Source organism: Paenibacillus caseinilyticus, from assembly GCF_027533645.1.
GTDB classification, from domain to species: domain Bacteria; phylum Bacillota; class Bacilli; order Paenibacillales; family NBRC-103111; genus Paenibacillus_G; species Paenibacillus_G caseinilyticus.
Genome location: NZ_JAQAGY010000006.1, coordinates 110,051 through 132,563 on the forward strand (window position 1 = coordinate 110,051; position 22,513 = coordinate 132,563).

19 protein-coding genes are annotated in these 22,513 nt (G+C 56.5%); 2 read left to right on the top strand and 17 right to left on the bottom strand.

Annotated elements, in window-relative coordinates; all coding sequences use genetic code 11:
* Nucleotides 1-28 precede the first annotated feature (28 nt).
* The 4 genes from dprA to O9H32_RS11330 form a co-directional block, all read right to left on the bottom strand.
* A complete protein-coding gene (dprA, locus tag O9H32_RS11315) occupies nucleotides 29-1,132 on the bottom strand; it encodes a DNA-processing protein DprA (RefSeq protein ID WP_269866201.1) in 1,104 nt (367 codons plus the stop codon).
* Nucleotides 1,133-1,285: 153 nt separating this feature from the next.
* On the bottom strand, nucleotides 1,286-2,218 hold the full coding sequence (sucD, locus tag O9H32_RS11320) for a succinate--CoA ligase subunit alpha (protein WP_269866202.1): 933 nt from the start codon (nucleotides 2,216-2,218) through the stop codon (nucleotides 1,286-1,288).
* A gap of 79 nt (nucleotides 2,219-2,297) precedes the next feature.
* Nucleotides 2,298-3,458 (bottom strand): ADP-forming succinate--CoA ligase subunit beta, encoded by a 1,161-nt coding sequence (gene sucC / locus O9H32_RS11325; RefSeq protein ID WP_269866203.1) that lies wholly within the window; start codon nucleotides 3,456-3,458, stop codon nucleotides 2,298-2,300.
* 293 nt (nucleotides 3,459-3,751) lie between these two features.
* Nucleotides 3,752-4,012, bottom strand: a complete 261-nt coding sequence (locus O9H32_RS11330; RefSeq protein ID WP_269866204.1) for a hypothetical protein — start codon at nucleotides 4,010-4,012, stop codon at nucleotides 3,752-3,754.
* A gap of 196 nt (nucleotides 4,013-4,208) precedes the next feature.
* Here O9H32_RS11330 and O9H32_RS11335 point away from each other — a divergent pair, with 196 nt between their 5' ends.
* A complete protein-coding gene (locus tag O9H32_RS11335) occupies nucleotides 4,209-5,801 on the top strand; it encodes a YifB family Mg chelatase-like AAA ATPase (RefSeq protein WP_269866205.1) in 1,593 nt (530 codons plus the stop codon).
* An 87-nt stretch (nucleotides 5,802-5,888) separates the two neighbouring features.
* On the opposite strand, the gene O9H32_RS11340 is transcribed toward O9H32_RS11335, so the two are convergent.
* The 9 genes from O9H32_RS11340 to O9H32_RS11380 all read right to left on the bottom strand — a co-directional run bounded on the left by O9H32_RS11340 (nucleotide 5,889) and on the right by O9H32_RS11380 (nucleotide 13,355).
* Nucleotides 5,889-6,290: a YraN family protein gene (locus tag O9H32_RS11340; RefSeq protein WP_269866206.1), complete on the bottom strand. Its 402-nt coding sequence runs from the start codon at nucleotides 6,288-6,290 to the stop codon at nucleotides 5,889-5,891.
* Nucleotides 6,269-6,568 (bottom strand): EscU/YscU/HrcU family type III secretion system export apparatus switch protein, encoded by a 300-nt coding sequence (locus O9H32_RS11345; RefSeq protein WP_269866207.1) that lies wholly within the window; start codon nucleotides 6,566-6,568, stop codon nucleotides 6,269-6,271. Before O9H32_RS11345 ends, O9H32_RS11340 begins: the two co-directional genes overlap by 22 nt.
* Nucleotides 6,565-8,742: a hypothetical protein gene (locus O9H32_RS11350; RefSeq protein WP_269866208.1), complete on the bottom strand. Its 2,178-nt coding sequence runs from the start codon at nucleotides 8,740-8,742 to the stop codon at nucleotides 6,565-6,567. Before O9H32_RS11350 ends, O9H32_RS11345 begins: the two co-directional genes overlap by 4 nt.
* Before the next feature lie 128 nt (nucleotides 8,743-8,870).
* Entirely contained in the window at nucleotides 8,871-9,500 is a 630-nt protein-coding gene (locus O9H32_RS11355) for a ribonuclease HII (RefSeq protein WP_269866209.1), read from the bottom strand.
* A gap of 71 nt (nucleotides 9,501-9,571) precedes the next feature.
* Entirely contained in the window at nucleotides 9,572-10,240 is a 669-nt protein-coding gene (locus tag O9H32_RS11360) for a YdcF family protein (protein WP_269866210.1), read from the bottom strand.
* A gap of 119 nt (nucleotides 10,241-10,359) precedes the next feature.
* Nucleotides 10,360-11,241 (bottom strand): ribosome biogenesis GTPase YlqF, encoded by an 882-nt coding sequence (gene ylqF, locus O9H32_RS11365; protein WP_269866211.1) that lies wholly within the window; start codon nucleotides 11,239-11,241, stop codon nucleotides 10,360-10,362.
* Between the two features lie 54 nt (nucleotides 11,242-11,295).
* A complete protein-coding gene (lepB, locus tag O9H32_RS11370) occupies nucleotides 11,296-11,877 on the bottom strand; it encodes a signal peptidase I (RefSeq protein WP_269866212.1) in 582 nt (193 codons plus the stop codon).
* A gap of 80 nt (nucleotides 11,878-11,957) precedes the next feature.
* Nucleotides 11,958-12,299, bottom strand: a complete 342-nt coding sequence (rplS, locus tag O9H32_RS11375; RefSeq protein WP_269866213.1) for a 50S ribosomal protein L19 — start codon at nucleotides 12,297-12,299, stop codon at nucleotides 11,958-11,960.
* 243 nt (nucleotides 12,300-12,542) lie between these two features.
* Nucleotides 12,543-13,355 (bottom strand): hypothetical protein, encoded by an 813-nt coding sequence (locus tag O9H32_RS11380; protein WP_269866214.1) that lies wholly within the window; start codon nucleotides 13,353-13,355, stop codon nucleotides 12,543-12,545.
* Between the two features lie 383 nt (nucleotides 13,356-13,738).
* On the opposite strand from O9H32_RS11380, the gene O9H32_RS11385 reads away from it, so the two are divergent.
* A complete protein-coding gene (locus tag O9H32_RS11385; RefSeq protein ID WP_269866215.1) occupies nucleotides 13,739-13,951 on the top strand; it encodes a hypothetical protein in 213 nt (70 codons plus the stop codon).
* Between the two features lie 60 nt (nucleotides 13,952-14,011).
* Here O9H32_RS11385 and O9H32_RS11390 read toward each other — a convergent pair whose 3' ends face one another.
* From O9H32_RS11390 to rimM, 4 genes are all read right to left on the bottom strand, one after another.
* Nucleotides 14,012-18,901, bottom strand: coding sequence for a CARDB domain-containing protein (locus O9H32_RS11390; protein WP_269866216.1), 4,890 nt, complete (start codon nucleotides 18,899-18,901; stop codon nucleotides 14,012-14,014).
* A 995-nt stretch (nucleotides 18,902-19,896) separates the two neighbouring features.
* On the bottom strand, nucleotides 19,897-20,988 hold the full coding sequence (locus O9H32_RS11395; protein WP_269866217.1) for an S-layer homology domain-containing protein: 1,092 nt from the start codon (nucleotides 20,986-20,988) through the stop codon (nucleotides 19,897-19,899).
* A 210-nt stretch (nucleotides 20,989-21,198) separates the two neighbouring features.
* Complete coding sequence (trmD, locus tag O9H32_RS11400) at nucleotides 21,199-21,972, bottom strand: tRNA (guanosine(37)-N1)-methyltransferase TrmD (protein WP_269866218.1); 774 nt, start codon at nucleotides 21,970-21,972, stop codon at nucleotides 21,199-21,201.
* Nucleotides 21,969-22,493 carry a ribosome maturation factor RimM gene (rimM, locus tag O9H32_RS11405; protein WP_269866219.1) on the bottom strand — a complete coding sequence of 175 codons (525 nt, stop codon included), beginning with the start codon at nucleotides 22,491-22,493 and terminating at the stop codon, nucleotides 21,969-21,971. Before rimM ends, trmD begins: the two co-directional genes overlap by 4 nt.
* Between the last annotated feature and the right edge of the window lie 20 nt (nucleotides 22,494-22,513).

Sequence of the window (22,513 nt, forward strand, 5' to 3'; positions counted from 1 at the left end):
CCTTTCGACGAAAAAATATGTATTATGGTCAGGGTACGGTATAGAGAGCCCCTGGCAGTTCGGCGATTCGCCGCATCATTAGTAAATTTATCAAAACTGAATGCAAATGTCCAAACGTAAATCCACTGGCCGCCATCAGCTCATCGAAATTCATGGGACGATCAAGCAGCAAATCGAGGATCTGCTGTTCGTCTGCCCCCGGCTGCGGCTGTGCCCCTCCCGTACCGATAATGTATGCGGCTTGAGGTAAAGTTATCCGGTCCGTATATTCTTCGAGGATATCTTCCGGACCGGTCACGAGCTTCGCCCCTTGCTTCAATAAGGATAACGTCCCTTGACTCTTCGGCGAAGAGATCGGCCCCGGCACGGCGAACACATCTCTCGAAGCTTCGAGCGCTTGGTCCGCCGTAATGAGCGAGCCGCTGCGCAGGGCCGCTTCCACCACAACGACACCCAGGCTCAGCCCGGCGATGATCCGGTTGCGCTGCGGGAACAACCCTGGATGAGATTTCGTGCCGACCGGGTATTCCGATAGGATGAGCCCGCTCGCGGCGATGCTGCCTGCCAAGGGCCTATTCTCCGGTGGATATACTTCGTCGATAGCGCAGCCGAGAACGGCAATCGTCCCCCCCGCCCCCTTCAGCGCGCCGATATGAGCCGAAGCGTCGATGCCCCGCGCCAGCCCGCTGACGACGCAAAGGCCTGCTGCCGACATCGATTCGCTTAGCCGCTCGGCAGCCGTCCGGCCGTAGGCCGTCGGCGTCCGGGTGCCCACCATGGCGATGCAGGGACGCTTCAGCAGCGAGACGTCCCCTCGGGTATACAGCACCCAAGGCGCATCCGGCGCTTCGAGCAGCAGGTCCGGGTACTCCTCATCCCAGCGGGTAACGCAGCCGATCCCCTTCTCCCGGTAGGCTTCATTGCGCCTCGCTATCCCTTCCGTCGTGAGCTCGGCCAGCCCCTTCGCCAGGGCCGATGCTCTGGCCGGCGTCAGACCGGCTACTCTTAGGCGCCGCAGCTCCTCGAGGCTCCATTCGATGCCGCAGGGAACCTGCTGAAAGACGACGTCTATCGTCTTGGAACCTACGCCCGGCATATGGTGCAGGGCGAGTAACATGTCGCGGTTGTTCATCTAGTATATATCCTCCTTTAAGTAGAAACAACTTTCACCCCCCAGGACCGGTACGTACTAACAACAAAAAGCCCCTCCAGCCGCGGTCATACGCGAAAGGAGGGGCTTCTTGCCCACCGGAATTCCTATGGAATGAGGTGCATAATCCTCATCTTACTTCTTGGTGATGCACTTCTCGAGCAGGCCTTTTTCTTCGAGCACGCTGACCAGCGTGGAGCCCATCTCGGATGGTGTTGGAGCTACCTTGATGCCGCAGCGCTCCATCGTAGCTACCTTCTCCGCTGCCGTCCCTTTGCCGCCGGAGATGATGGCGCCTGCATGGCCCATCCGCTTTCCTGGAGGCGCCGTCTGGCCGCCGATGAAGCCTACAACTGGCTTTGTCATGTTCGCTGCAATCCACTCGGCTGCTTCTTCCTCGGCAGAACCGCCGATTTCGCCGATCATGATCACCGCATAGGTGTCCGGATCTTCATTGAAGAGCTTCAGGATGTCGATGAACTCGGAACCCTTAACCGGGTCGCCGCCGATCCCTACAGCGGACGATTGTCCGATGTTGCGGGTCGTGAGCTGGTGAACCGCTTCGTACGTCAGTGTCCCGGAGCGGGATACGACGCCGACATGGCCCGGCGTATGGATGTAGCCCGGCATAATGCCGATCTTGCACTCGCCCGGCGTGATGACGCCTGGGCAGTTGGGGCCGATCAGGCGGGTTCTCTTGCCTTCCATATAACGGCTGACTTTCACCATGTCAAGCACAGGAATGCCTTCTGTGATGCAGATGACAAGGTCAAGTTCCGCGTCAACGGCTTCCATGATCGCATCGGCAGCGAATGCCGGCGGCACGTAGATGACGGATACGGTAGCGCCCGTAGCGTTCTTGGCTTCGACAACGGTATTGAATACCGGCAGGGAAGCCGTTTCGCCGTTTTCGAGCTCGATGTCGATTTTCGTTCCGCCCTTGCCCGGCGTAACGCCGCCGACCATTTGCGTACCGTAGTCCAAGCCGCCTTTTGTATGGAACATGCCCACGGAACCCGTGATGCCCTGTGTGATCACCTTTGTATTTTTACCAACCAAAATAGACATGTTGATTGTTCACATCCCCTGATTATTTTGAAGAGATCCTGCAAATTACGATTCAGAGCCTGGAGTCCCGGCTTCCGAATTACTTCACGAGCGAGACGATCTTCTGTGCGCCGTCAGCCATGGAATCGGCTGCCACGATGTTGATGCCGGACTCTGCAAGGATCTTCTTGCCGAGCTCAACGTTCGTACCTTCCAGACGCACGACGAGCGGACGGTCGAGACCCACTTGCTTGGCCGCTTCCACAACGCCGTTCGCGATCACGTCGCACTTCATGATTCCGCCGAAGATGTTAATGAAGATCCCTTTGACCTTCGAATCGGACAGGATAATCTTGAATGCTTCGGTTACCTTCTCCGTCGTAGCACCGCCCCCTACGTCCAGGAAGTTGGCCGGGTCGCCGCCGTAGTACTTGATGATATCCATCGTAGCCATGGCAAGGCCCGCACCGTTAACCATGCAGCCGATATTGCCATCGAGGGCGATATAGCTCAGATCGAATTTGGAAGCTTCGATTTCCTTCTCGTCTTCTTCTTCCAGGTCGCGAAGCTCCAGGATATCCTTGTGGCGGAACAGGGCGTTCGAATCGAAGTTCAACTTCGCATCCAGCGCCATGACGCTGCCGTCGCCTGTAACAACCAGCGGGTTGATCTCAGCGATAGAGCAGTCTTTCTCTACGAATGCCGTGTACAAAGCGATCATAAACTTCACGGCTTTGTTCACGAGTTCGGTAGGGATATTGATGCTGTAAGCCAGTTTGCGGGCTTGGAATGCCTGCAGACCGATCGCAGGATCGATGACTTCTTTGAAGATTTTCTCCGGGGAATGCTCGGCCACTTCCTCAATCTCCGTGCCGCCCTCTTCGGACGCCATCATAACCACGCGGCCTGTGCCACGGTCAACAACAACGCCGATGTAGTATTCTTTTTTAATATCACAGCCCTGCTCGATGAGCAAACGCTTAACTTCCTTACCTTCCGGGCCTGTTTGGTGGGTCACGAGGACTTTACCCAAAATTTCGCCGGCATATGTACGCACTTCATCGAGGTTTTTGGCAACCTTCACGCCGCCCGCTTTACCGCGGCCGCCGGCATGAATCTGAGCCTTCACCACAACAACGGGAGTGCCGAGGGACTTCGCCGCTTCTACCGCTTCATCCACCGAAAACGCCACTTTACCTTCCGGTACGGCAACCCCATACTGCTTGAGCACTGCTTTGCCTTGATACTCATGGATATTCATTTAGCAAAATCCTCCTATCGGTAATGACTTGCTCTATGGAATCGGTCCCTTTTCTGGTGAGGGGACCCGCCCATCTACAACAGTCCGCCTGCCAAAGTTTAGCTTGTCCGCAGACGCAAACCTTACTCATTGTACCACTTTTTTCTTGAGGTTTCCTTAATTTTTCTGTGAAGAATTCGATATATCTTTTTTATTGCAAACAAAAAGAAAGCTTATTCCCCCTGGAACGACAAAAAACAACCGCACATTATAACATAACATGCGGCTGTTCGGCGTCTTATGACAAATGCTCTTTACTGGAATGTCGGCGGGAAGGAAGCACCGGAGCGCGGTTCGCGTTCCGCCTGTTTGATGAACCTCAGCTCATTGGCACTGTAGCTGCAAACGAGACACTGAATGGTCGGTTCCGCTTCCGGCAAGGACTCCTGGTCCCCCATCTCCATGAGCTCGCCGGTGACGGCATCTTTCATAAAACGCTGGGAGATACTGGAGATCACGCTGAATTTGACCCGGTTTGACCGGCAGTTCGGGCAAAAATACGGTTTTTCCTGCATGATTATTCACCTCTGCCCTCATTGTCGCCATCCCCGCACAGAATTAAACCGGACCGCGCTCAAAATATTCAGCAGCGGCCGGATTTTGGGGGATTGCGCCTGAAGGCCGAAGCGTATTACAATAGCGGATATAGAATCAGGCGGATAAGGAAGCACCTTGAGCCATGACCATTCATGGAAGAGGTGTTTTTTTGTTATGTACGGTAAAGTGATCAGCGCATGTCTGCACGGAGTGGAAGGGAAGCTCGTCGAGGTGGAGGTCGATCTCAGCAATGGCCTGCCTCAGATGAACATCGTGGGCCTCCCCGACTCCGCGATCAAGGAATCGATGGAGCGGGTGAGGGCCGCCATCAAAAACTGCGGGTTCGTCTTCCCGCTGCAGCGCATTACCGTGAACCTGGCACCGGCGGACGTGCGCAAGGAAGGGGCTGCCTTTGACCTTGCCATTGCGGCCGGGATTCTCATGACGAGCGGACAAATCCCTCCCGAGGTGTGCCAGGGCCGGCTCATTATCGGCGAGCTGGCGCTCGACGGCTTCGTCAGGGGCGTACCCGGGGTGCTCTCTATGATGATGAGCGCCGGGGAGCAGGGCATCCCGCGAGCCTTGGTGCCACTCGACAATGCGGAGGAAGCCGGATGGATCGAAGGCTGCGATACCCGCTGTATTTCCCATTTGGCCGAGCTTCGTCCCTCTCCGGAAGGAGGCGGCGAAATGCGGGCGAGCCTCGGTCTTGCGGCAGAATTGCCGGCAGATGACGGGATTGCGGGAGGGGCAGACACGGGAAAAGCCCGCGCGCCCGAAGCAGGACACGCAGCAGAGGATTACGCGGATGTCTGCGGTCAGATGCATGTCAAGCGCGCCCTCATGATCTGTGCCGCCGGAATGCATAATATCCTGCTCATCGGGCCCCCCGGGACCGGCAAAACGATGCTCGCTAAGCGGCTGCCTTCGATCATGCCGGCGATGAGCGAAGGGGAATCGCTCGACGTGACGCGCATCTACAGCGCTTCCGGCAAATTCTCAGACCGCCGGCAGCTTATCCGCTCCCGCCCCTTTCGCATGCCGCATCATACGGTATCCTCGGCGGGGCTTGTCGGCGGCGGCGGGATCCCGAAGCCCGGCGAGGTCAGCCTCGCTCACTGGGGCGTACTGTTCCTCGACGAACTGCCGGAGTTCTCCCGCGTCGCCTTGGAGGTGCTGAGGCAGCCCATGGAGGACCGGCACGTCACCATCGGCCGGGCCAAAGCTGTGTACCGCTTCCCGGCCCACTTCCTGCTCGCCGCCTCCATGAATCCCTGTCCCTGCGGATACTGGGGAGCGGAGACGGAGCACCAAGGATGCGTCTGTTCACCTCTGAAGGTCGCTCATTACCGGGCCAAAATTTCGGGCCCGCTGCTCGACCGCATCGATCTCCATATCGAGGTGCCCCGCATCGACTATAAGCATCTCGACAGCGCCCTGCCCCAGCTCTCGTCCAGGGAGATGAGAGATCAGGTGGAAGCGGCCCACCGGATTCAGAAAGAACGCTACCGCGCTCACGGCATCACTTTCAACAGCGAGCTTCAAGGCAAACTGCTGCGGGAGCACGTCCGGCTGGATGAAGCCTCCGCTACTCTGCTTCAGCGCTCGTTCGACCTGCTAGGGCTCAGCGTGCGGGCCCATGACCGGATCCTCAAGATCGCCCGTACGGTGGCTGATCTGGAGGGCTCTGCCCATGTGGCTGCCAGCCATCTGGCCGAAGCGCTGCAGTACCGCCAGCTAGACAAGAAGCTGGGACCGGCGGGATGAAATTCAGGCAGCGGGGAGAGGCAGATCTGCGGGAGCATCCCGGGAGTTCAGTATTCAAATGCCAAAAAGCCGCAGCCTCTTTCATCGTCAGAAAGCGCTGCGGATATGATCCAGGTGAAGTATGGTTCCATCGCCTTCGGCTTCGGCCGACACGACATCAAAGCGGACTTGGCGGTCCATCAGGCGCTGCTGCATCAGATACACCTGCGAGGTCGCCATCACCTGCCGCTGCTTGCGGGCATCGATCGATTCGGCGGCCGTACCGAACGTGCGGGCGCTAGTGCGCGTCCGCACCTCGACGAAGACAACCAGCTCGCCGTCCAGGAAGATCAGGTCGATTTCGCCCGAACGGCAGCGCCAGTTGCGTGCCAGAAGCCTCATGCCCAGTCCCTGCAAATACCGCTCTGCGGCAGCTTCCCCTGCGGTTCCCAGCTGTCTGCGGTTCATACGGTTAAGGTTGTCCCTCGTCATGTATTCCCCTTCTTCCATTCCTTGGCCCGGCGGTCGGAGCGGTACACGAAGGAGAGCACTTCCGCCACAAGCTGATACAGCTCGGAGGGAATCTCCTGATCGATGTCCAGCTTCGACAGCACTTCTACCAGCGAGGGATCCTCTTGGATCATCACGCCGCTTTCCTTGGCCTTCTCCACAATGGCTTCGGCCACCCGCCCTTTTCCTTTGGCGATGACCTTCGGGGCTCCGCCCGCTTCCTTATCATACTTGAGGGCAACGGCTCGCTGCATCGACGGCTGCTGCTTTTCTTTCATAATCGGATATCCACCCCTTTATAAGGCTTCCGGTTGTACAAGGAGGCTCTTTGATCGGCTGTCGCGGCATTCGGAGAGGCTGCAGCAGAAGTATCGCTCCCTGGAGATCCCAGGCTTGTCTTTTCAGGGTAAGGACTGCATTTCATGGAAATGAACTGATATCCGATCGCTTCCATTCCCTTGGCGATTTCGTCTTTGAAGGAATCGAGCAGCGTCTGGGTGAACGGTTCGTCGTTCAGGACATGAAGGCTCACGATCCGGTTGACCACCTGAACATCCACCATCGTATCCCCGAGCGATTTCATCTGAAGATCGAACACCAGCCGGCAGTTCTCCTCATCGAGCTTGCCGTTCTTTCCCTTGCGCGATTGGATATGCACGGCGGCCGTCTGATCTCCGTTCGGGTGAAGAAGCGGGACGAACAGCGTGATGTGCGAAAACATCGCCGTACGGTCCTGGCTCAGCATCAGCTGCTGTCCGGTGATCTGCTGTACCGCCTGCTGGGCAGCCTCCTTCACCACGGCCGGCACCTCATCAGACTGCGAGAGCTGCATCAGCACGCTCTTCAGCGAGTCCCCCGTCTTGGGCGCATCTCCGGCAGCCCCTGCCGCCGGCAGCGGCGGGTCGAGCAGCTTCGCCGCCTGCTGCTCATGTTCTACGCCCAGCGCCTTCATCAGCCGCTGAAGCATCGGGCCGCCGTCATGATCGGCGTGCTCCTGCGGAGACACCATGGCATCCGCGGCTGCCATGGCAGCCGGCTGCTCCGTCTGGGGTGACGCCGGCGTACTCGTGTCAGCTGCCGCTGCACCCGGCTGTGCTGCCTGCGTCCCTGCACTCGCGCCTACCGACGCTGTACTCGCCCCCGGCTGTGCTGCCTGCGCCCCCGCATCCGCTCCCGGCTGCGCTGCCTGTGCACCCGCAGTCGCTGCTGCGCCCGTGCCTGCCATCGCTCCGGTCTGCGTCCCTGCACTCGGCGCGATTCCGCCCGCGACTGACACCGCCCCCGCCTGCGTCCCGGCACCCGGCCCTGTTGCTCCCGCCTGCGCACTCGCATTCGTTGCCGCACCCGCGCCTGCTACCGCCGCTGCACTCGCCCCCGGCTTCGCCACCTGCGCACTCGCATTCGCTGCCGCACCCGCGCCTGCCGTTGCACCAGTTCCCGCCTGCGCACTCGCATTCGCCGCCGCACCCGTCTGTGCATTCGCTCCCACAGCAGCCGCTTGCGTCCCCGCACCTGCTCCCGCTTGCGTCCCTACACCCGCCTGCGTCCCAGCTCCCGCCTGCCTCCCCTCACCTCTTGCCTGCGCCCCTGCACTCGGCGCCGTTCCGCTCGCCTGCTCGCTCGCATTCCCTGCCGCGCCTGCTCCGGCGGCGTTTGTTCCCGCCTGCGTCCGTGTACCCGCTTGCGGCCCCGCGCCTGCTTCCGCTTGCGTTCCCGCCTGTGCTCCTACACCCGGCTGCGCCGTCTGAGTTCGCGCTCCCTCAGCCGCTCCGCTCAGTACCAGCCCTGCGGCGCGCACCTGATTCAGCAGGGCTTTGACATTGTCGAGCAGCGCCCTGCTTTGCGGCGACAAGTTCGTGTTCCCGCCGAGTTCGCTTTCCACAAGCTTCGCCAAGCCGTCCACCATTTCATGAAAAGGCTGGCCCTGCACAGCCTGCCGAATCGAATTCACCGTATCCGGCGTAAGCGGCAGCCCTTTCTGGAAGGCGATCACCGCCGATGGCAGCACATCTTTCACCGCCGTTCCCGGAGCCATCGACTTCATGAGATCGGCGAACTGCTGCACGTTCTCTTTGCTGAGCGACACGCCCGCCTGATGCATCCCCTGGACGAGCTGCCGGTTGGCCGGTGTATCCTCGAGCCCTACCGTCTTGAGCACTTCCCCAAGCGAGCCATCGGCAATCTGAACATTCGAAGTCTGCATCGGCTTCAACACAATCTGCCCCCCGCTCGATTCCGGCTGTACCTGCAGCATCGTCACTTCGCCCTGCTTCAGCGGGGTCTCAAGCTGGGCCCGGACCTGGACGCCTCCGATATTGAGAACCGCTTCATGGTCAGATACCAGCTGGGTCACCATTCCCTTGACCACTTGCCCTACCTTGAGCTCCAGGGACTTCGGTTCGGACACCTGCGCTTCGCCGATCAGGCCTCGGATCATTCCGCCAATATTCATAGCCACCTGCCCCTTTCCTCCGTTTCCGATACAAATAGAAGGAAAGCCGGCGGGGATCGTCTCCCTGCCGGCTTCCATTCCGGTACTTCTATTATCGGCAAACTTCACCGGTTTTTTCAGTACTTTCTTCAAAACAGAACAGCCTGCTCCACTTTCTCATCTTCCTGCCCTGCAAGCAGCTTTCGGAGAAACAAACTGCGGTGCTTCTCCGTCGCGCCAAGCTCCAGGATCCGCTCCCGGTGAAACTTCGTGGCATACCCTTTATGCTCTGCCAGGCCGTAACCCGGATATTCTTCATCCCACTTCGCGCACATCCGGTCGCGCGTGACCTTGGCGATGATCGAAGCCGCCGCGATCGATTGGGACACGGCATCTCCGTGGATTAACGACAGTTGTTCGAGAGGCATATCCACCTTCTCCGCATCCACCAGCAAATAATCCGGCGCGACCTGAAGGCTCTCTACCGCTAGTTTCATGGCCAGCCGGGCCGCCTGCTTGATGTTGATCCGCTCAATCGTCGCCACATCTACAATCCCGACACCGACGGCTACCGCTTCCTGCCGGATCACATCATACAATGCGTCCCTCTTTTTGGCGCTGAGCTTCTTGGAGTCGTTGACTTCCTCGAGTACAAGACCCTGAGGCAGAATCACGGCAGCAGCGACCACATCGCCGAACAGGCAGCCCCGCCCCACTTCGTCCACTCCTGCAATATGCCGCTTGCCGAGCGACCATACCGATTGTTCGTGTTCCAGCACATTCTCTCACCTGCAACCTTTATTCCTTAGACTTTCCATGGACTCATTATACCGCGGCCACCATCATCTGCCTATCCTTTTGTAGAAGATTGGGGCTCCCGGAACGGCCGCGTCACCACATAACCGATGTCCAAAAACACTTCCCGCCCCCAGAACAGCACCCGAGTCCTCCAGGAACGGTACACGCTAGTCGGCGTCGGCGAGGCATCCGCCGCCATGCCAAGATCGGCCACCATCCGCATTGACCGCTTCATGTGCAGCGGATCGCTGACAAGGGTATAACTCCCGATTCCCGCTGACTTCCCGAGTTCATAGGCATGTTTCAAATTCTCTTCCGTAATGCGGGACGTCGTTTCGATCAAAATATCCTCGGGCGGAACACCATGATCTATCGCATAGCGCTTGGCTGCTTCGGACTCCGCAACCTCCGCACCTTCGCCCCTGCCGCCGGTAAAAATCAGCTTCCGCACCAGCCCGCCGCGGTATAACGCGAGGCCGTGGCTGATCCTCTCGCGGAGCACAGGTGAGGGCTCACTCCCCCATACCGCCGCCCCCAGAACAACCGCTGCATCGGTGGGGATCGTTTTCGGTCCAGGCTCATAGGTCCAGATACTCCAGCCCGTGTAAGCTATACAGCATCCAGCCAGGGTAGCCGCTCCCACTACAAACAACCGGACTCTCCGCTGCCCTCGCAGCCTTCCGCTCCGTCGACTCCCTTGTTCGCTTTCCTTGTGAATCACTGGCCTCGCCCTCCCCGCCCTATCTATCCTAATACCCTCTGCCACACAAAAAAACCTGTAGAATCCTTCGTTTGAGAAGGCTTGTCTACAGGCTGAGATGACCCATATGGATCCTCTTATTATGTCGCCGCCGGTACATCCGCGGGTGTCTCCAGTGTAATGCGGCCGAGTTTGCCGGCACGCAGCTCGCGAAGAATAGCCAGCGAGGCCTTCTCGAGGTCAACACGTCCGCCGCTGATGAGCGCACCGCGCTTGCGTCCCACGGCTTCCATCAGTCCGACAATCGCATCGGTATCTTGAGGATCCGCAGGCAGCTCTTCAAGGCCAAAGCGCTCCTTAAGGGCCGCGCCGTAATACTGCGACAGGTACCTCATGGTGAACAGGGCAATCTCCTCCGGATGGAGAATCTCTTCCTTGATCGCCCCTGTCGCGGCAAGCCGGAAGCCCACGGTCTGGTCTTCGAACTTCGGCCAGAGAATTCCGGGCGTATCGAGAAGCTCCATCTCGTTGCCGACCTTAATCCACTGCTGGCCTTTGGTCACGCCCGGCTTGTCGCCTGTAGCGGCGATCTTCCGGCCAGCCATCCGGTTGATGAGCGTCGACTTGCCGACGTTCGGAATCCCTACGATCAGCGCACGGATAGCACGGGGATTGATCCCCTTGCGGATCTGTGTCGCAATCTTATCGGCCATGAGATCCTTGCTTCGGGCCATGATGTCCTTCACCGGATTGCCTCCGACGGAGTCGATCGGAACGGCATTGAGTCCCTGCTCCGCAAAGTACGCAACCCACTGCCGGGTCGTCTCCGGATCAGCCAGGTCGCTTTTGTTCAGGAGCACCAGCCGGGGCTTGTTCAGCAGAATCTCGTCAATCATGGGATTGCGGCTGGAGAGCGGAATCCGCGCATCGAGCAGCTCGATCGCCAGATCAATCAGCTTCAGCTTGTCTTGAATTTGACGACGGGCCCGGGTCATATGTCCGGGAAACCATTGAATCGTCAAAGGAGTCACCTCATCTTTCTTACCACATACCTTAGATCAGGCCAGATTCTCACCTTATTTGGAATGAACCAAGCTGATCTTGTCGAACGGCCAGAAAATCAAATCCGCCCGTCCTACAATCTTTTCATATTTAACGAAGCCTACACTCGGGTCGCGGCTGTCCGATGAATTCGACCGGTTGTCACCCATGACGAATATGCTGCCTTCCGGTACGGTCTGCTCCGGGAAATTTCGAATGTTATAGGGTCTGCCTTCTTGCGCCGCCTTATCCAGCGCTTCCTTCAGGTAGGTCTCGTCCACAAGCTGGTTATTGACGTATACCTTGTCGCCTTCCACCTTGACGGTTTCCCCAGGCAGGGCGATGACCCGCTTGATGTAGTCTTTGTCCGAAGGCGCATGGAACACGAGGACTTCACCGTGATCCGGCTTTGCAAAACGGTAAATAAACTTGTTCACAATGAGCCTCTCGCCTGTCTCAAAGTTCGGCTGCATCGAAGGTCCTTCCACAATGAACGGCGCGAACACGAGCCAGCGGATAAAGAACACGAGAGCAGCGGCTATCAGCAGCGCTTTGATCCATTCCCAAGCTTCGTTCTTGACCGGTGTTGCTTTATCGACGGTTTGATCCTGCTCCATTTGCTCTCCTGCCCTTTCCTTAGCTTACGTTTAGAAGGCAAAACGAAAAGGGGCTTGGAACCAAGCCCCTGCTGATCGTCTTATCGGATTTCTTTGATTCTAGCTGCTTTACCGCGAAGGCCACGAAGATAGTAGAGTTTCGCACGACGGACTTTACCACGGCGAGCCACTTCAATCTTCTCAATCTTCGGAGTGTGCAGTGGGAACGTTCTTTCAACGCCGACACCGTAAGAAATTTTTCTTACTGTGAATGTCGAGCTGATACCGCCGCGGTGACGCTTAATAACTACGCCCTCGAACAGCTGAACACGCTCACGCGAACCCTCGATAACCTTTACGTACACTTTCAAAGTGTCGCCTGGACGGAAATTCGGCAGGTCGCTGCGCAGTTGTTCCTTTGTGATCTCCTGGATCAAATTCATGTATGACTTCCTCCTTCCACACAGGTGTTCATGCCGCTACCATTGCTGTCGATTCTTCGTTGTTTCGTGCAGAGGACCACCGTTTTCGGACGCCTTGCCCATTTGGACAATTTGTCACAACGTTGAATATCATAGCATACTCTTACTTGAAATACAACTATAAACCGGGGATAAAGCCCATATTTCCATGAAACCGGCACCTCTTCGCCTGCGATTCGCCAAAAATGCCCCCCATCATCCTCATTAATGGCGTATTTGCTGCACCATGACCTCATACATGCTTCCTTTAATACGGATCGGCACATCCACCGTCTGGACATGACCGTTCGTCCATTCCACTTGGAAGCGGAAGACATAGGTACTGCCGTGCTTCAGCATCCGGTGATGCTCCGTATTGAAGAGCTCGCCGGCATTGTCCACCGGACCGACAGGGTCCAATACGGCCGATTCCGCCGTCTCGACCAGCACCGCCGTGACCCGCTGCGCTTTCGTTTTGCTGCTTCCGGTATCGGTCACCGCCGCTCCGAGCACGAAAGCCTCGCCGGCCCAGAACTCATCCCGAGCTCGCTGCGCCTCCTGGTGCTTCCCGTTCCAGGCTAGCCGGTAAGACTCCCACTCAGGCGTATGCCGCACGGTGCCCGTCAGCTCGAGCGGAAGCGCCTCGAAGGAATAGTCTTCCGAATACACTCCCCCTCTGCCATCGTTCACCGTGAGACGAAGCGTATAGCTGCCTTCCGGCAATGGACCGTAAGTGAACGCTTTGGCCGTACCAGAAGGCAGTCCGCTCCATGCCGCGATAAGCCCAAAGCTTCCCCCTTCGTAGCTGCTCTCCACCGTCACGCTCAAAAGGTCGAGATCCGGGTCGGCAGCCGTTACCCGGAAGAGCGGCGTATCGTGCTCGTAGATCGGCGTCTCAAAATAAAGCTGTCCGGACGGAGGCCGGTTGATGACCATCCAGGTCTGCGCCGACCATTCCGACTCCGCTCCGTATTGATTGGAATAGGTAAAGCTTCGGCTCTCCTCCGCCTTTTCCCCTCCACCGCACCGTGCATGCACGTTTCCGCGCACACGGCGCTCCATCTTCTTCTTCGAAGAAGACTTGGGGCTGTTCCTCGGTACCCGTTACAGGCACGTCACCGGTCGTTCCCCTACTCTCACAAGAGCAAATGCCTTTCAGCCTTAAGCCTTATAGCAACCGTCCGTCCCGGCCGGGACGATTCCTGACGTCTCCTGCTTTCCTTGTTCCCTGTTCCCTAGCTATCCGTGCCATCCTTAGGTACTGCCTCTGGGCCTGTGGGCTGCCCTGCCGCCATTGTCCGGCAGAGCGGTTTTCCTACGGGACATTCGTACTCGCCGCCACCCACTATATTACTTGCTGGCTCGCATGTTTCCACGCTTCAAAGCTGTAGACCCTTTCGTTCGGCAGTTCGTCAGACCGCATGGCGGTCATTCTTACCCTAGATGGCTTTGCAGCCGTCCGGCATATCGGCCAGGCATACCTCTCTCTTGCGAGCGGCTCCAGCCTGCCTTCTGCCGACTTCACCTGGCTTCATACGACGGGACGCAGCCGCGCCCGCCGCATGCAGGAGATTAACGAGTCCTTCTCCCGGGAAACATGGATCCCGGGCTCCGGTCTTCGGTTACAGAGTTAGGCTTCTCTAGAGAAGAAGCCCCTGTCCTTTCCGCGCGGTACCTTGTCCGGCCCTTACGCGTTATAGCAGAACAAGTCGCACATCCCACACTTTGACTCTCACTCTCAATTTCTGTCCGGCGGGCAGATTCTGCGGTACCGTCCAGCTCCCGCTCCTGTTCGAGGAGTTCTGGGCCACCTTCCCGCTGTCCAGTACCATGCCATCGTTCGCTTCATTCGTAATCTGAATCTGAAAGGAAGAGAACACCGGGGACGGATCCGGGTCCGATTGGCTCCACTTCAGCACGGGCCGGGCGGTGTTAAGCACCGTCGGCGCCTCCTGTGTCCCATTCGGATACGTCATGTAGGCGGAAGGCGGACGGTTCGTCTGCATCCAGCCGATATTCGTCCAGGGAGACCAGTCCGTTCCGTCGCTCACTCTCACCTGTACCTGGAATTTGCGGCCCTTCGCCAGGTCCGTATCGAGCGTCCACGACCAAGCCGTGTCATAGGTGTCCATCGGACGGTTCGTCAAGCAGCGGACGCAGTTGCCCGCTTCGTCCTTGATCTCCAGATCATACACCGAGAACAGCGGGCTCGGATCACGGTCCGCCTGAGTCCAGGCGATCGTGGGTCTTGCCCCTACGAAGGTCGGTGCAGCCTGCGTGCCAACCGGGTAGGTCAGCACCGCGGAAGGAGGCGCGTTAGTGACTGGAACGGTAATCTCGATGGCGACCTCGTACCAGTCGCTCCAGGCGCCGTATTCATCTTTGACCGCTTGTCGAACCGTATAGACGCCGCTTTCGGTCGGGCGGATGAGCTGCCCGTTCCTCAGCTCGCCGCCCGGCGTCGTATAGTTGCGTTTTCTCTCGATGACCCCTCGCGTGGCGGCGTAATCTATTCCGGTAGGCTCCGTAGAATATTGTGTGCCGCTCAACCAGCGGTCGGGGTCCCGGCTCGTGTCGATCCACCCGATCGTGTTATCCGTATTGATCCCCAGCGAGAATTCGGAGATCGGTCTTCGATGGATGATCACCTTCTGGCTCTTCACGTCCGAATATTTACGGTAGCCGGCAAAAGCCGCATTCGGATACTTGAACGGTGCAGGCGCCGGATCATCCGGGAGGGAGTACTCCACCCGGTATTCCCCCACCTTGTCCATCGATGCGTGAGGGGCAGTCACGGTCAGCCCGTGGTAAGCGGACAGCCCCGAATAGCCGTCCCCTCCGTCGAGGAACTTATTCGGATTGATGTGGAGGTACGTCCACCGGGTCAGCTCGGCGATCCCCGGGTCATTTTCCTGATCGGAGTAGCTCTTCACGTATTCGACGGGCGTGTTCACGATCGCCGTATTCTGCGTAACGTTTGCGTCACCTGCATAGACCGTAGAGGAGAAGCTTTTGAACATCAGGTACCTGGTCTCTGAATAGGGTCCGTACATACCGGCCGCCGAGAACGTCGAATCTTCCGCCTCCAGCACCGGCACCCCGTTCACATACCCCTTGAGCCGGGTGCCGTTCAACTTGAGCCTGACGTTGACATACGATCCGTATTTGACCGGGTAAGCCGCCTCCCGCAGAATCGTCCGCTTCCCGTCCACGATCTTGACGAGCTTCGACTTCTTGTTCGACACTTCCAGACGGTACATATTGCGGTGATCCGCCATGCGCGCCGATACGCCGTAGCTTGCAATATTCGTTCCCGAATCATAGTTTAACTTGAAGACTGCCGACACTTCCCCGTTCTGGAGCGTTTCGGCAGAGTTATAGAATTGTCCGTAACTAGCGAGATCCGCCTGGTCCCGCTGAACCTCCGCACGCACGATCCACGCCTGATAGTCGTTTGAGCTGCCATACTCGAGGGTCAACGGGGTCATTATAGACCCATCTGCCATGATGACCGGTGCCGAAGCCTGGCCGCTGAGTCCGGTACCCGTCACCCGGGTGACAAGATTCAGATTCAGATCGTAGACGTTGAGGGACTTATTCACCGCTTCCGAGCGAGCGAACATGATCTTATGGTCCGCCGTCAACGTCGTCGCATAGCGGTCGGCCCCCATATTGTATTCGCGATTGCTTTTGCTGTACTGGGAGGGTCCGAGGAAGGTGCTGTTCGCGCTAAGCGAGCGCAAATCCAGCACGTTCAAATAACTGTTCTCGTACCGGTAATACTCGTCTTCCCCTGTCACATATGCCGTGTAATAGACCACCCGGTCGTCTGCGAAGCCCGCAATCGATGCTTCATTGTCCACGATGTCCCGAAGGAAGGCTCCGCTCTGGTTATCGTACAGCTTGTTCCCGATGACGATCCGGGCATTGTCGGTCGACAGGTAATCGATCACGCCATTGTATATCGTGGGAACCCAGTAGGCCGCTGTACTGTATACGGACGGGATGGTCCAGAGTATGCTGCCCCCAGGGGCTTTCTTCTGGAGGTCGCATACATTCTCATAGCGCCCCTCGTGAAAATAGCAGCTGTACGCGTAAATATTGCCTCCAAAATCCGCCCCATACACCCGGCTGTCTTCTCCGGCCCCGCTGCTGTCCAATACGGTGATGTCGCTGGCTACCGAATCGAACGTCATCTTAGGCACTGCTCCCAATCGGTAGAGCGGCTTCGGCGCCGGCTCCGTCCAGATGTCCGCCGGCGGCGGGGTCGGAGGCCGGTCGTAACCGGGTTCCGAGAAGTCCATATACTCCTTGCGGTAAAAAAACTCCTTGGGCTTCGCAGGCTTCGTATTCCCGTCCATGCGGGAGGAGGCTTCGATATCCGACAGTTTATACACATAGGTGTAATAGCTGTAGCCGCCCGAGGAGCCGGTACTCCGGTCGCTGGCGACGAACTTGACCCGGCCCAGCTCATAATTCACAGTAGCGGCATAGTAGTTATCCCAGTAGCCGGAACCGTCCGTCATAACTCCATATTGCGGCATATAGGCAGTGGAGGTACTGTTCGTATTGATCCACGTGTTGCCTTGGCTGCCGATGAACACGTCCGGCTTGATCATGTCGGAGGCCCCGCGGCAGTAATCCCAGCTCTTCGGACAGTTCCACTTTAGTATCCGCTGGGACACATTCCGGTCGGTTATGGATACTCCCTGGCTGTTCAGCGGTGCTGTCTCCAGCGCCCCTTCCGAGGCGTTGAAGAGGTATTCTTTCCCCTTCTCGGACCGTGATACGGAGGAAGTCTTCCAGGCACCGCCGAGCAGCGCAGCTGCGTCAAAACGCTTTGCCATCATCTCAGGCGGCTGAAAATCGGAGCCCTGCACATAAAAATCCACTTCAGGCGCTTCGTTGACGACTTCGAAGTAGAACCTGCCCCGGGCATCCTTTTTGTAGCCGAGTCCCTCTTTCATATAGATCTCAATGCTGCACTTCCCTACCCGCGCAGGATTATAGGAGAAACTGCCCGTGGCATCCGGCTTGATAGCCGTGACGGCCTCATCCGTGTAGGAGCCATTATTGTTGCTGTCACACGTCATCGTGACCGTATGAATCTCGATCGGGTCGTTGTCCGGGCTGTAGGAGGTATCCTTAAAATACATAGTGTTGTTCCGTACCCCCAACGCCGGGTTGTCGAGCTGCACCACCGGAGGCAAATCCGGCTGGACGATCAGCGTATCCGCTGCCGGCTGCAGCGACATCATGCCATCCTTATCCTTCACCGACAGCTGGATTTCTTGGGGACCGGGAGACGGATACATGCTTTGCTTGTTCATCCAAAGACAGGCGGAGATGCTCCCGTTCTTCTTCGGGCTGTAACTCCGCTCGCAGCCGATATCCGGTGTGAAGATTCTCCCCTCCACCACCTTTGGCGGCAGCGTAATGATCGGCACAGGGTTAGGAGCGACGACCTCGAGCCTCGCGGTCTTGGTTCCTCCAGGCGCTCCCCGGATATCCGATGCCGTCACCTGGATCTCATGCGTACCCAGCACGCTCGCCACCACCGGACCAAAATGTGCATCATACTCCCACCAGCCTTTGTCCTCGGCCAGCCCCCGAAGCCATGGACTGGATGAGCCCTCGAAATCAAAGTAGTAGATGATGCCGTCATCTTCCGGATCATAGGGCGTCTTGGGATTGGCCGTCGGATCATGTATGATGCCTAGGTCTACCCGGTCGCCCAGTACAACCTGTGCTACCGGCGGATACTCGTAGCTGTTGCCCCCGTCAAAGAAGGCCGGGTCGAACACCGGTCCTTTATTGCTTCCCGACGGAGGCAGCACGACTTCAAAGCTCTTCGGTCCTGCCGTCTTCTCGGTGCCGCAGGTGGACTTCACCTTCATGGTGACATCCACCTTGCCTGCCCCCATCCCCTTCGGATAGGGCGGGCCGTTAAAGCCTTGCGCGTTCCCCTGCGTTGCAGTGAATGTATGGGTGAGGCTTCCCTGCACGTAAGTCCATGTTACCGTGGCCAGGGAACAGCCTTCCCCACCGGTAATGGAGATCTCCGGCTGAAACGTATTGTCCTCGCCGTACGGAAGCGTCGGCGTGATGAGGATGTTGAAATCTGCCTTGACGACCTCAGGCCCTCCCGTCACTGGCCCTCCACCACCGCCGCACGAGGCTGCTGCGGTAAACCGCTCGGTGAGTACATTATTCGAGCGGTTCGTATCCTTCGTTACTGCCTTGTCCGGATCCACCCAAACGGTTAGATCGACCATAGCGGTGGAAGTGAACTTATAGGTGAAGCTCCCTGTAAGTAAGGCGCCGTTAGCCGCCCCGGCTATCGTCTCGGTTTTTATTACGGTCGACCCGTTTGCTTTGATCTGAATCTTAAAAGGATCTGTCGTGCTGTCGCCCTCATTACGATACGCATACCTGAACGTTACCGTATCGTTCACAGCGATACAGGCAGTGTCGGTTTTCAGGTAGACCGTCGACAGGTCAGGGGTCGTTGGCACGCCGTAGGTGATGTCGATGTAGCCTTCGTAAGTGTAGGTCTTAGCCTTCCAGAGGGTATCGACGTGCATAAAGTAGTTTCGGTCTTCGCCGTAGGGTTTTGAGCCTTCATCTACTGTAAAGTCAATACCTTCTTCAAGCTGACCATTTAGAAGCCTTCTTACCTTAACTAACCCCGAACCCGGAATCAGGTTTCCATTCGTATCGGTTCCTGGCCCCCATGAATAAGCTTCAGGTAATGGATCTCGAAGAACGGATCCGACTCGATCAGTAGCCTTACCCCATCCGTAGATTTCTACAGAAGATGGGACTAGGCTTCCGGAAGTAAAAGTTTCTCCGGAGGGTATTTTAATAGTATCTTGGGGTTGAGTAGTATAAAATGAAGCTGGCGCGATAAGGTTATATGCCGCAGATACCGCATAACCTTCTTTCCCGTAATCTGGAGGCGATACCTGATTAGGATTGTTATACGAATACCTAAGATCATACCCACCTTTACCTGTGGTGTAATTAAATGCACTATTCACAGACGATCTTAAATTACCCGTCGTAGGAATAAGTCCTGGGAAAGTTGTAATTCCAGATACATCCGTAGAAGGTGCTGCTTTAAACTGAATTGGTTCTAATGTAGTTAGAGCATTATGTTCCCACTTTAACCCGTTCGGTAATCGATACATGTGGTGACCGGGGTTAGTAGACATCCTGCCGTATACCTCTAGCTCTTTTCCAGTTATTCCGTTCAGTTTTATATTAGTACTATTTTTAACTACACACTTAGAAGCTTGCTCAATCCCGTTTACCACGATCTTACAGCCTTCCAGAACTCCCGTCATATAATTTGAAACGTCTATATTCTCAATTATTTTAGTTGTATCTGGTAGACTTACCCTCAGCGTGGAATCCTTAATTGTGCCCGTACTAAAGTCAATAAATAAGCGCTTTGTCAAACTGGAAGCTAAAGCCTCTGGGGAATATAAGAGAGGCGAAAACAGCTCAAAGATAAAGAAGAGCAGAAGTATGATACTTAGATGACTTTTCATTCTCCTTTTCAGATCTTTTCACCTCTCTAGTAAAACACAATTCGAGTTCCATCAGTTCTCTGGAGAAAATAGGTTAGAGCCTTGCTTCTAACTGACTCTGCTTCATCCTTAGATATTAAAGTAAAAAGGACATCCTCATAGACTCCATCTTCTTTAAGCGAAAAAAACATTAACGATTTTTCGCTAATAAGAGCTTTACCCATTCCAATGGTGTAACCTTGGGCCATATAGAACTTACCTGCACCTTCACCCGCCCCTTTAACCGTATAAGTCATTGGCATAAGTACTACGTAAGTATCCTTATACCAATCTGGGGAAAGTTGATTTTTGTACTTCGTTTCCTTAAGGCTTTTAACCATCGGGTCATTCGCGTCATTCATATCAACTACAATAAAACTTTTAATATTTACATCAACATTACCGTTCAAATACGTTGAATAAGGAAAATTAATCAACAACGGCTTACCAAATACACTCTCGAAGTTACTACCGCTACGAGCCAATTCACTATTACGAACGGCGGCAGAGTCCACTTCCAGCGTCTCCCCAGCCTTCACCTTCAGTACGCGTTCGATAATCGTAATCGTCTGCGCCCGGGTCGTTGTCTTCTCCGGTGCTAGCTCCCCGTCTGTGAGTCCCTGGATCAGCCCGAGCTTCACGGCATTCGACATCGCCGCGATGTCCTCAAGCTGCACCTTGGGATCGGCGTATTCTTTTTTCGCCATCCGTACCGCCAGCTTCGCCATCTCGAGACGCGTCATGGCCCCATTCAACTCTTGAAAGTCACGCTCCCGCAGAACGCCCTCCTCTTTGAGCGCCGTTACATACGGGTCATACCAGTTGCTTCCCTTTGCACCGGGCTTCAGAGTTGCGGCAACCGTCAGCATTTTGATAAACTCGGCTCGGCTGACCGGCTTCTCGGGTCGGAACGTGCCGTCCTCATACCCGTCGACGTAGTGCTTGGCCACCGCCCCTTGGATTTGAGCCTCGGCCCAGTGTCCCCCAATGTCCTTCAGCGCGACTGCCGCGGCTGCCGCCTCCGAGCTGTTCGCCTGTGCTTCCGTACATCCGGTCGCCAGCAGCGATACGAGCGTGGTCAATGCAAACAGTTTCTTCATTCCTCTCATCCTTTCCTTAGTAAAAACTTACTCTTCCTCTTATCGACAAAATTACCCATAAACTGAAGTATCTGTAACGAGGGACCAGGATTAGTCCGTGAAAACACAAAAAACCGCCTTATCGCAACGACCTTCCGGCCGTTCAATAAAGCGGTTCTTCCGCACACCACGTATAGGAATAAAGTATCATAATCCATCGTTAGATGCAACCTAGTTTTTCCCATCTTGGGTTGAGTTGTCCGAGGCCTGTTGAGCGGCACGCCATTCATTGAACCATTTGCGTTCCTTTGGCGTGAGTTCCACCCCTTTCAGCAGATCCGGCCGTTTCTTCCACGTCCGCATGAGGGACTGCTGGCGGCGCCACTCGTCCACATTCTTGTGATGTCCGGAGATCAGCACGTCGGGCACATCCCACTCACGGAACTTGGCCGGGCGCGTATAATGCGGATACTCGAGCAGGCCTGTAGAGAACGAATCCGTCACGGCGGACATCTCGTTGCCGAGCACACCGGGCAGCAGCCGAACAACGCTGTCGATAACGACCATGGCCGGCAGCTCTCCGCCCGTCAGCACATAATCGCCGATCGACAGCTCGTCGGTGACCAGATGCTCGCGGATCCGCTCGTCGTAGCCTTCGTAATGGCCGCAGATGAAGACCAGGTGCTCCTCTTCGGCGAACGATTCCGCCAGTTTCTGGGTGAAGGTCTGGCCCTGCGGGCACATCAGGATCACCCGCGGCGGCTTGCCGGACAAGCCTTCCGTGATCCCTTCGACCGCGGAGAAGATCGGCTCGGGCTTCAGCACCATCCCGCCTCCTCCGCCGTAAGGATAGTCATCAACGGTGTTGTGCTTGTTGTTCGAATAATCCCGAAAGTTCACCGTGTTCAGGCTGACAATGCCCTTATCCCGGGCCTTACCGAGAATGCTGGAAGAGAACACCCCGTCGAACATGGCGGGGAACAACGTCAAGACATCGATTCTCATAGATCCAGCAGACCTTCCATGATATGAACCGTAACTTTCTTCTCTTGAATATCCACGTTCAGCACAACCTCGTCAATATAAGGCAGGAGCAGCGGCTTCCCCTTCGGACGCTTGACCACCCACACGTCATTGGCCCCCGGCGACAAAATCTCGGAGATCGTGCCCAGCTCTTCACCCTCGTCCGTTATTACAGCACAGCCCAGAATCTCATGATGGTAGAACTCATCGTCTTCGAGTTCGGATAAATACTGCTCTTCCACCTTCAGCAGCCAGCCTTTGTATTTCTCCACTTCATTAATATTCATAAAGCCCTTGAACCGGATAATATACATCGTCTTATGGTCGCGGGCGGACTCTACGGTTTGCGGGAGAATCGTCCCTTTGTCCGGATCCACGAACAGCAGCTTGCTGCCGACAGCGAACCGTTCCTCGGGGAAATCCGTCTCCGGTACGATTTTCAGCTCGCCGCGGATGCCGTGCGTATTGACGATTTTGCCGACCGTGTACAACTTCTCGCTCATATGGGTCCCTCCCCGGCTGA

Bases quoted from the DNA above. Each gene is read 5' to 3' on its own strand.
- dprA (WP_269866201.1), bottom strand. From the start codon at position 1,132: ATGAACAACCGCGACATGTTACTCGCCCTGCACCATATGCCGGGCGTA.
- sucD (WP_269866202.1), bottom strand. From the start codon at position 2,218: ATGTCTATTTTGGTTGGTAAAAATACAAAGGTGATCACACAGGGCATC.
- sucC (WP_269866203.1), bottom strand. From the start codon at position 3,458: ATGAATATCCATGAGTATCAAGGCAAAGCAGTGCTCAAGCAGTATGGG.
- O9H32_RS11330 (WP_269866204.1), bottom strand. From the start codon at position 4,012: ATGCAGGAAAAACCGTATTTTTGCCCGAACTGCCGGTCAAACCGGGTC.
- O9H32_RS11335 (WP_269866205.1), top strand. From the start codon at position 4,209: ATGTACGGTAAAGTGATCAGCGCATGTCTGCACGGAGTGGAAGGGAAG.
- O9H32_RS11340 (WP_269866206.1), bottom strand. From the start codon at position 6,290: ATGGAAGAAGGGGAATACATGACGAGGGACAACCTTAACCGTATGAAC.
- O9H32_RS11345 (WP_269866207.1), bottom strand. From the start codon at position 6,568: ATGAAAGAAAAGCAGCAGCCGTCGATGCAGCGAGCCGTTGCCCTCAAG.
- O9H32_RS11350 (WP_269866208.1), bottom strand. From the start codon at position 8,742: ATGAATATTGGCGGAATGATCCGAGGCCTGATCGGCGAAGCGCAGGTG.
- lepB (WP_269866212.1), bottom strand. From the start codon at position 11,877: ATGGAGCAGGATCAAACCGTCGATAAAGCAACACCGGTCAAGAACGAA.
- rplS (WP_269866213.1), bottom strand. From the start codon at position 12,299: ATGAATTTGATCCAGGAGATCACAAAGGAACAACTGCGCAGCGACCTG.
- O9H32_RS11385 (WP_269866215.1), top strand. From the start codon at position 13,739: ATGGCGGTCATTCTTACCCTAGATGGCTTTGCAGCCGTCCGGCATATC.
- O9H32_RS11390 (WP_269866216.1), bottom strand. From the start codon at position 18,901: ATGCACGTCGATACCCTCTGGAAGGCTAAGACCTACACTTACGAAGGC.
- O9H32_RS11395 (WP_269866217.1), bottom strand. From the start codon at position 20,988: ATGAAGAAACTGTTTGCATTGACCACGCTCGTATCGCTGCTGGCGACC.
- trmD (WP_269866218.1), bottom strand. From the start codon at position 21,972: ATGAGAATCGATGTCTTGACGTTGTTCCCCGCCATGTTCGACGGGGTG.
- rimM (WP_269866219.1), bottom strand. From the start codon at position 22,493: ATGAGCGAGAAGTTGTACACGGTCGGCAAAATCGTCAATACGCACGGC.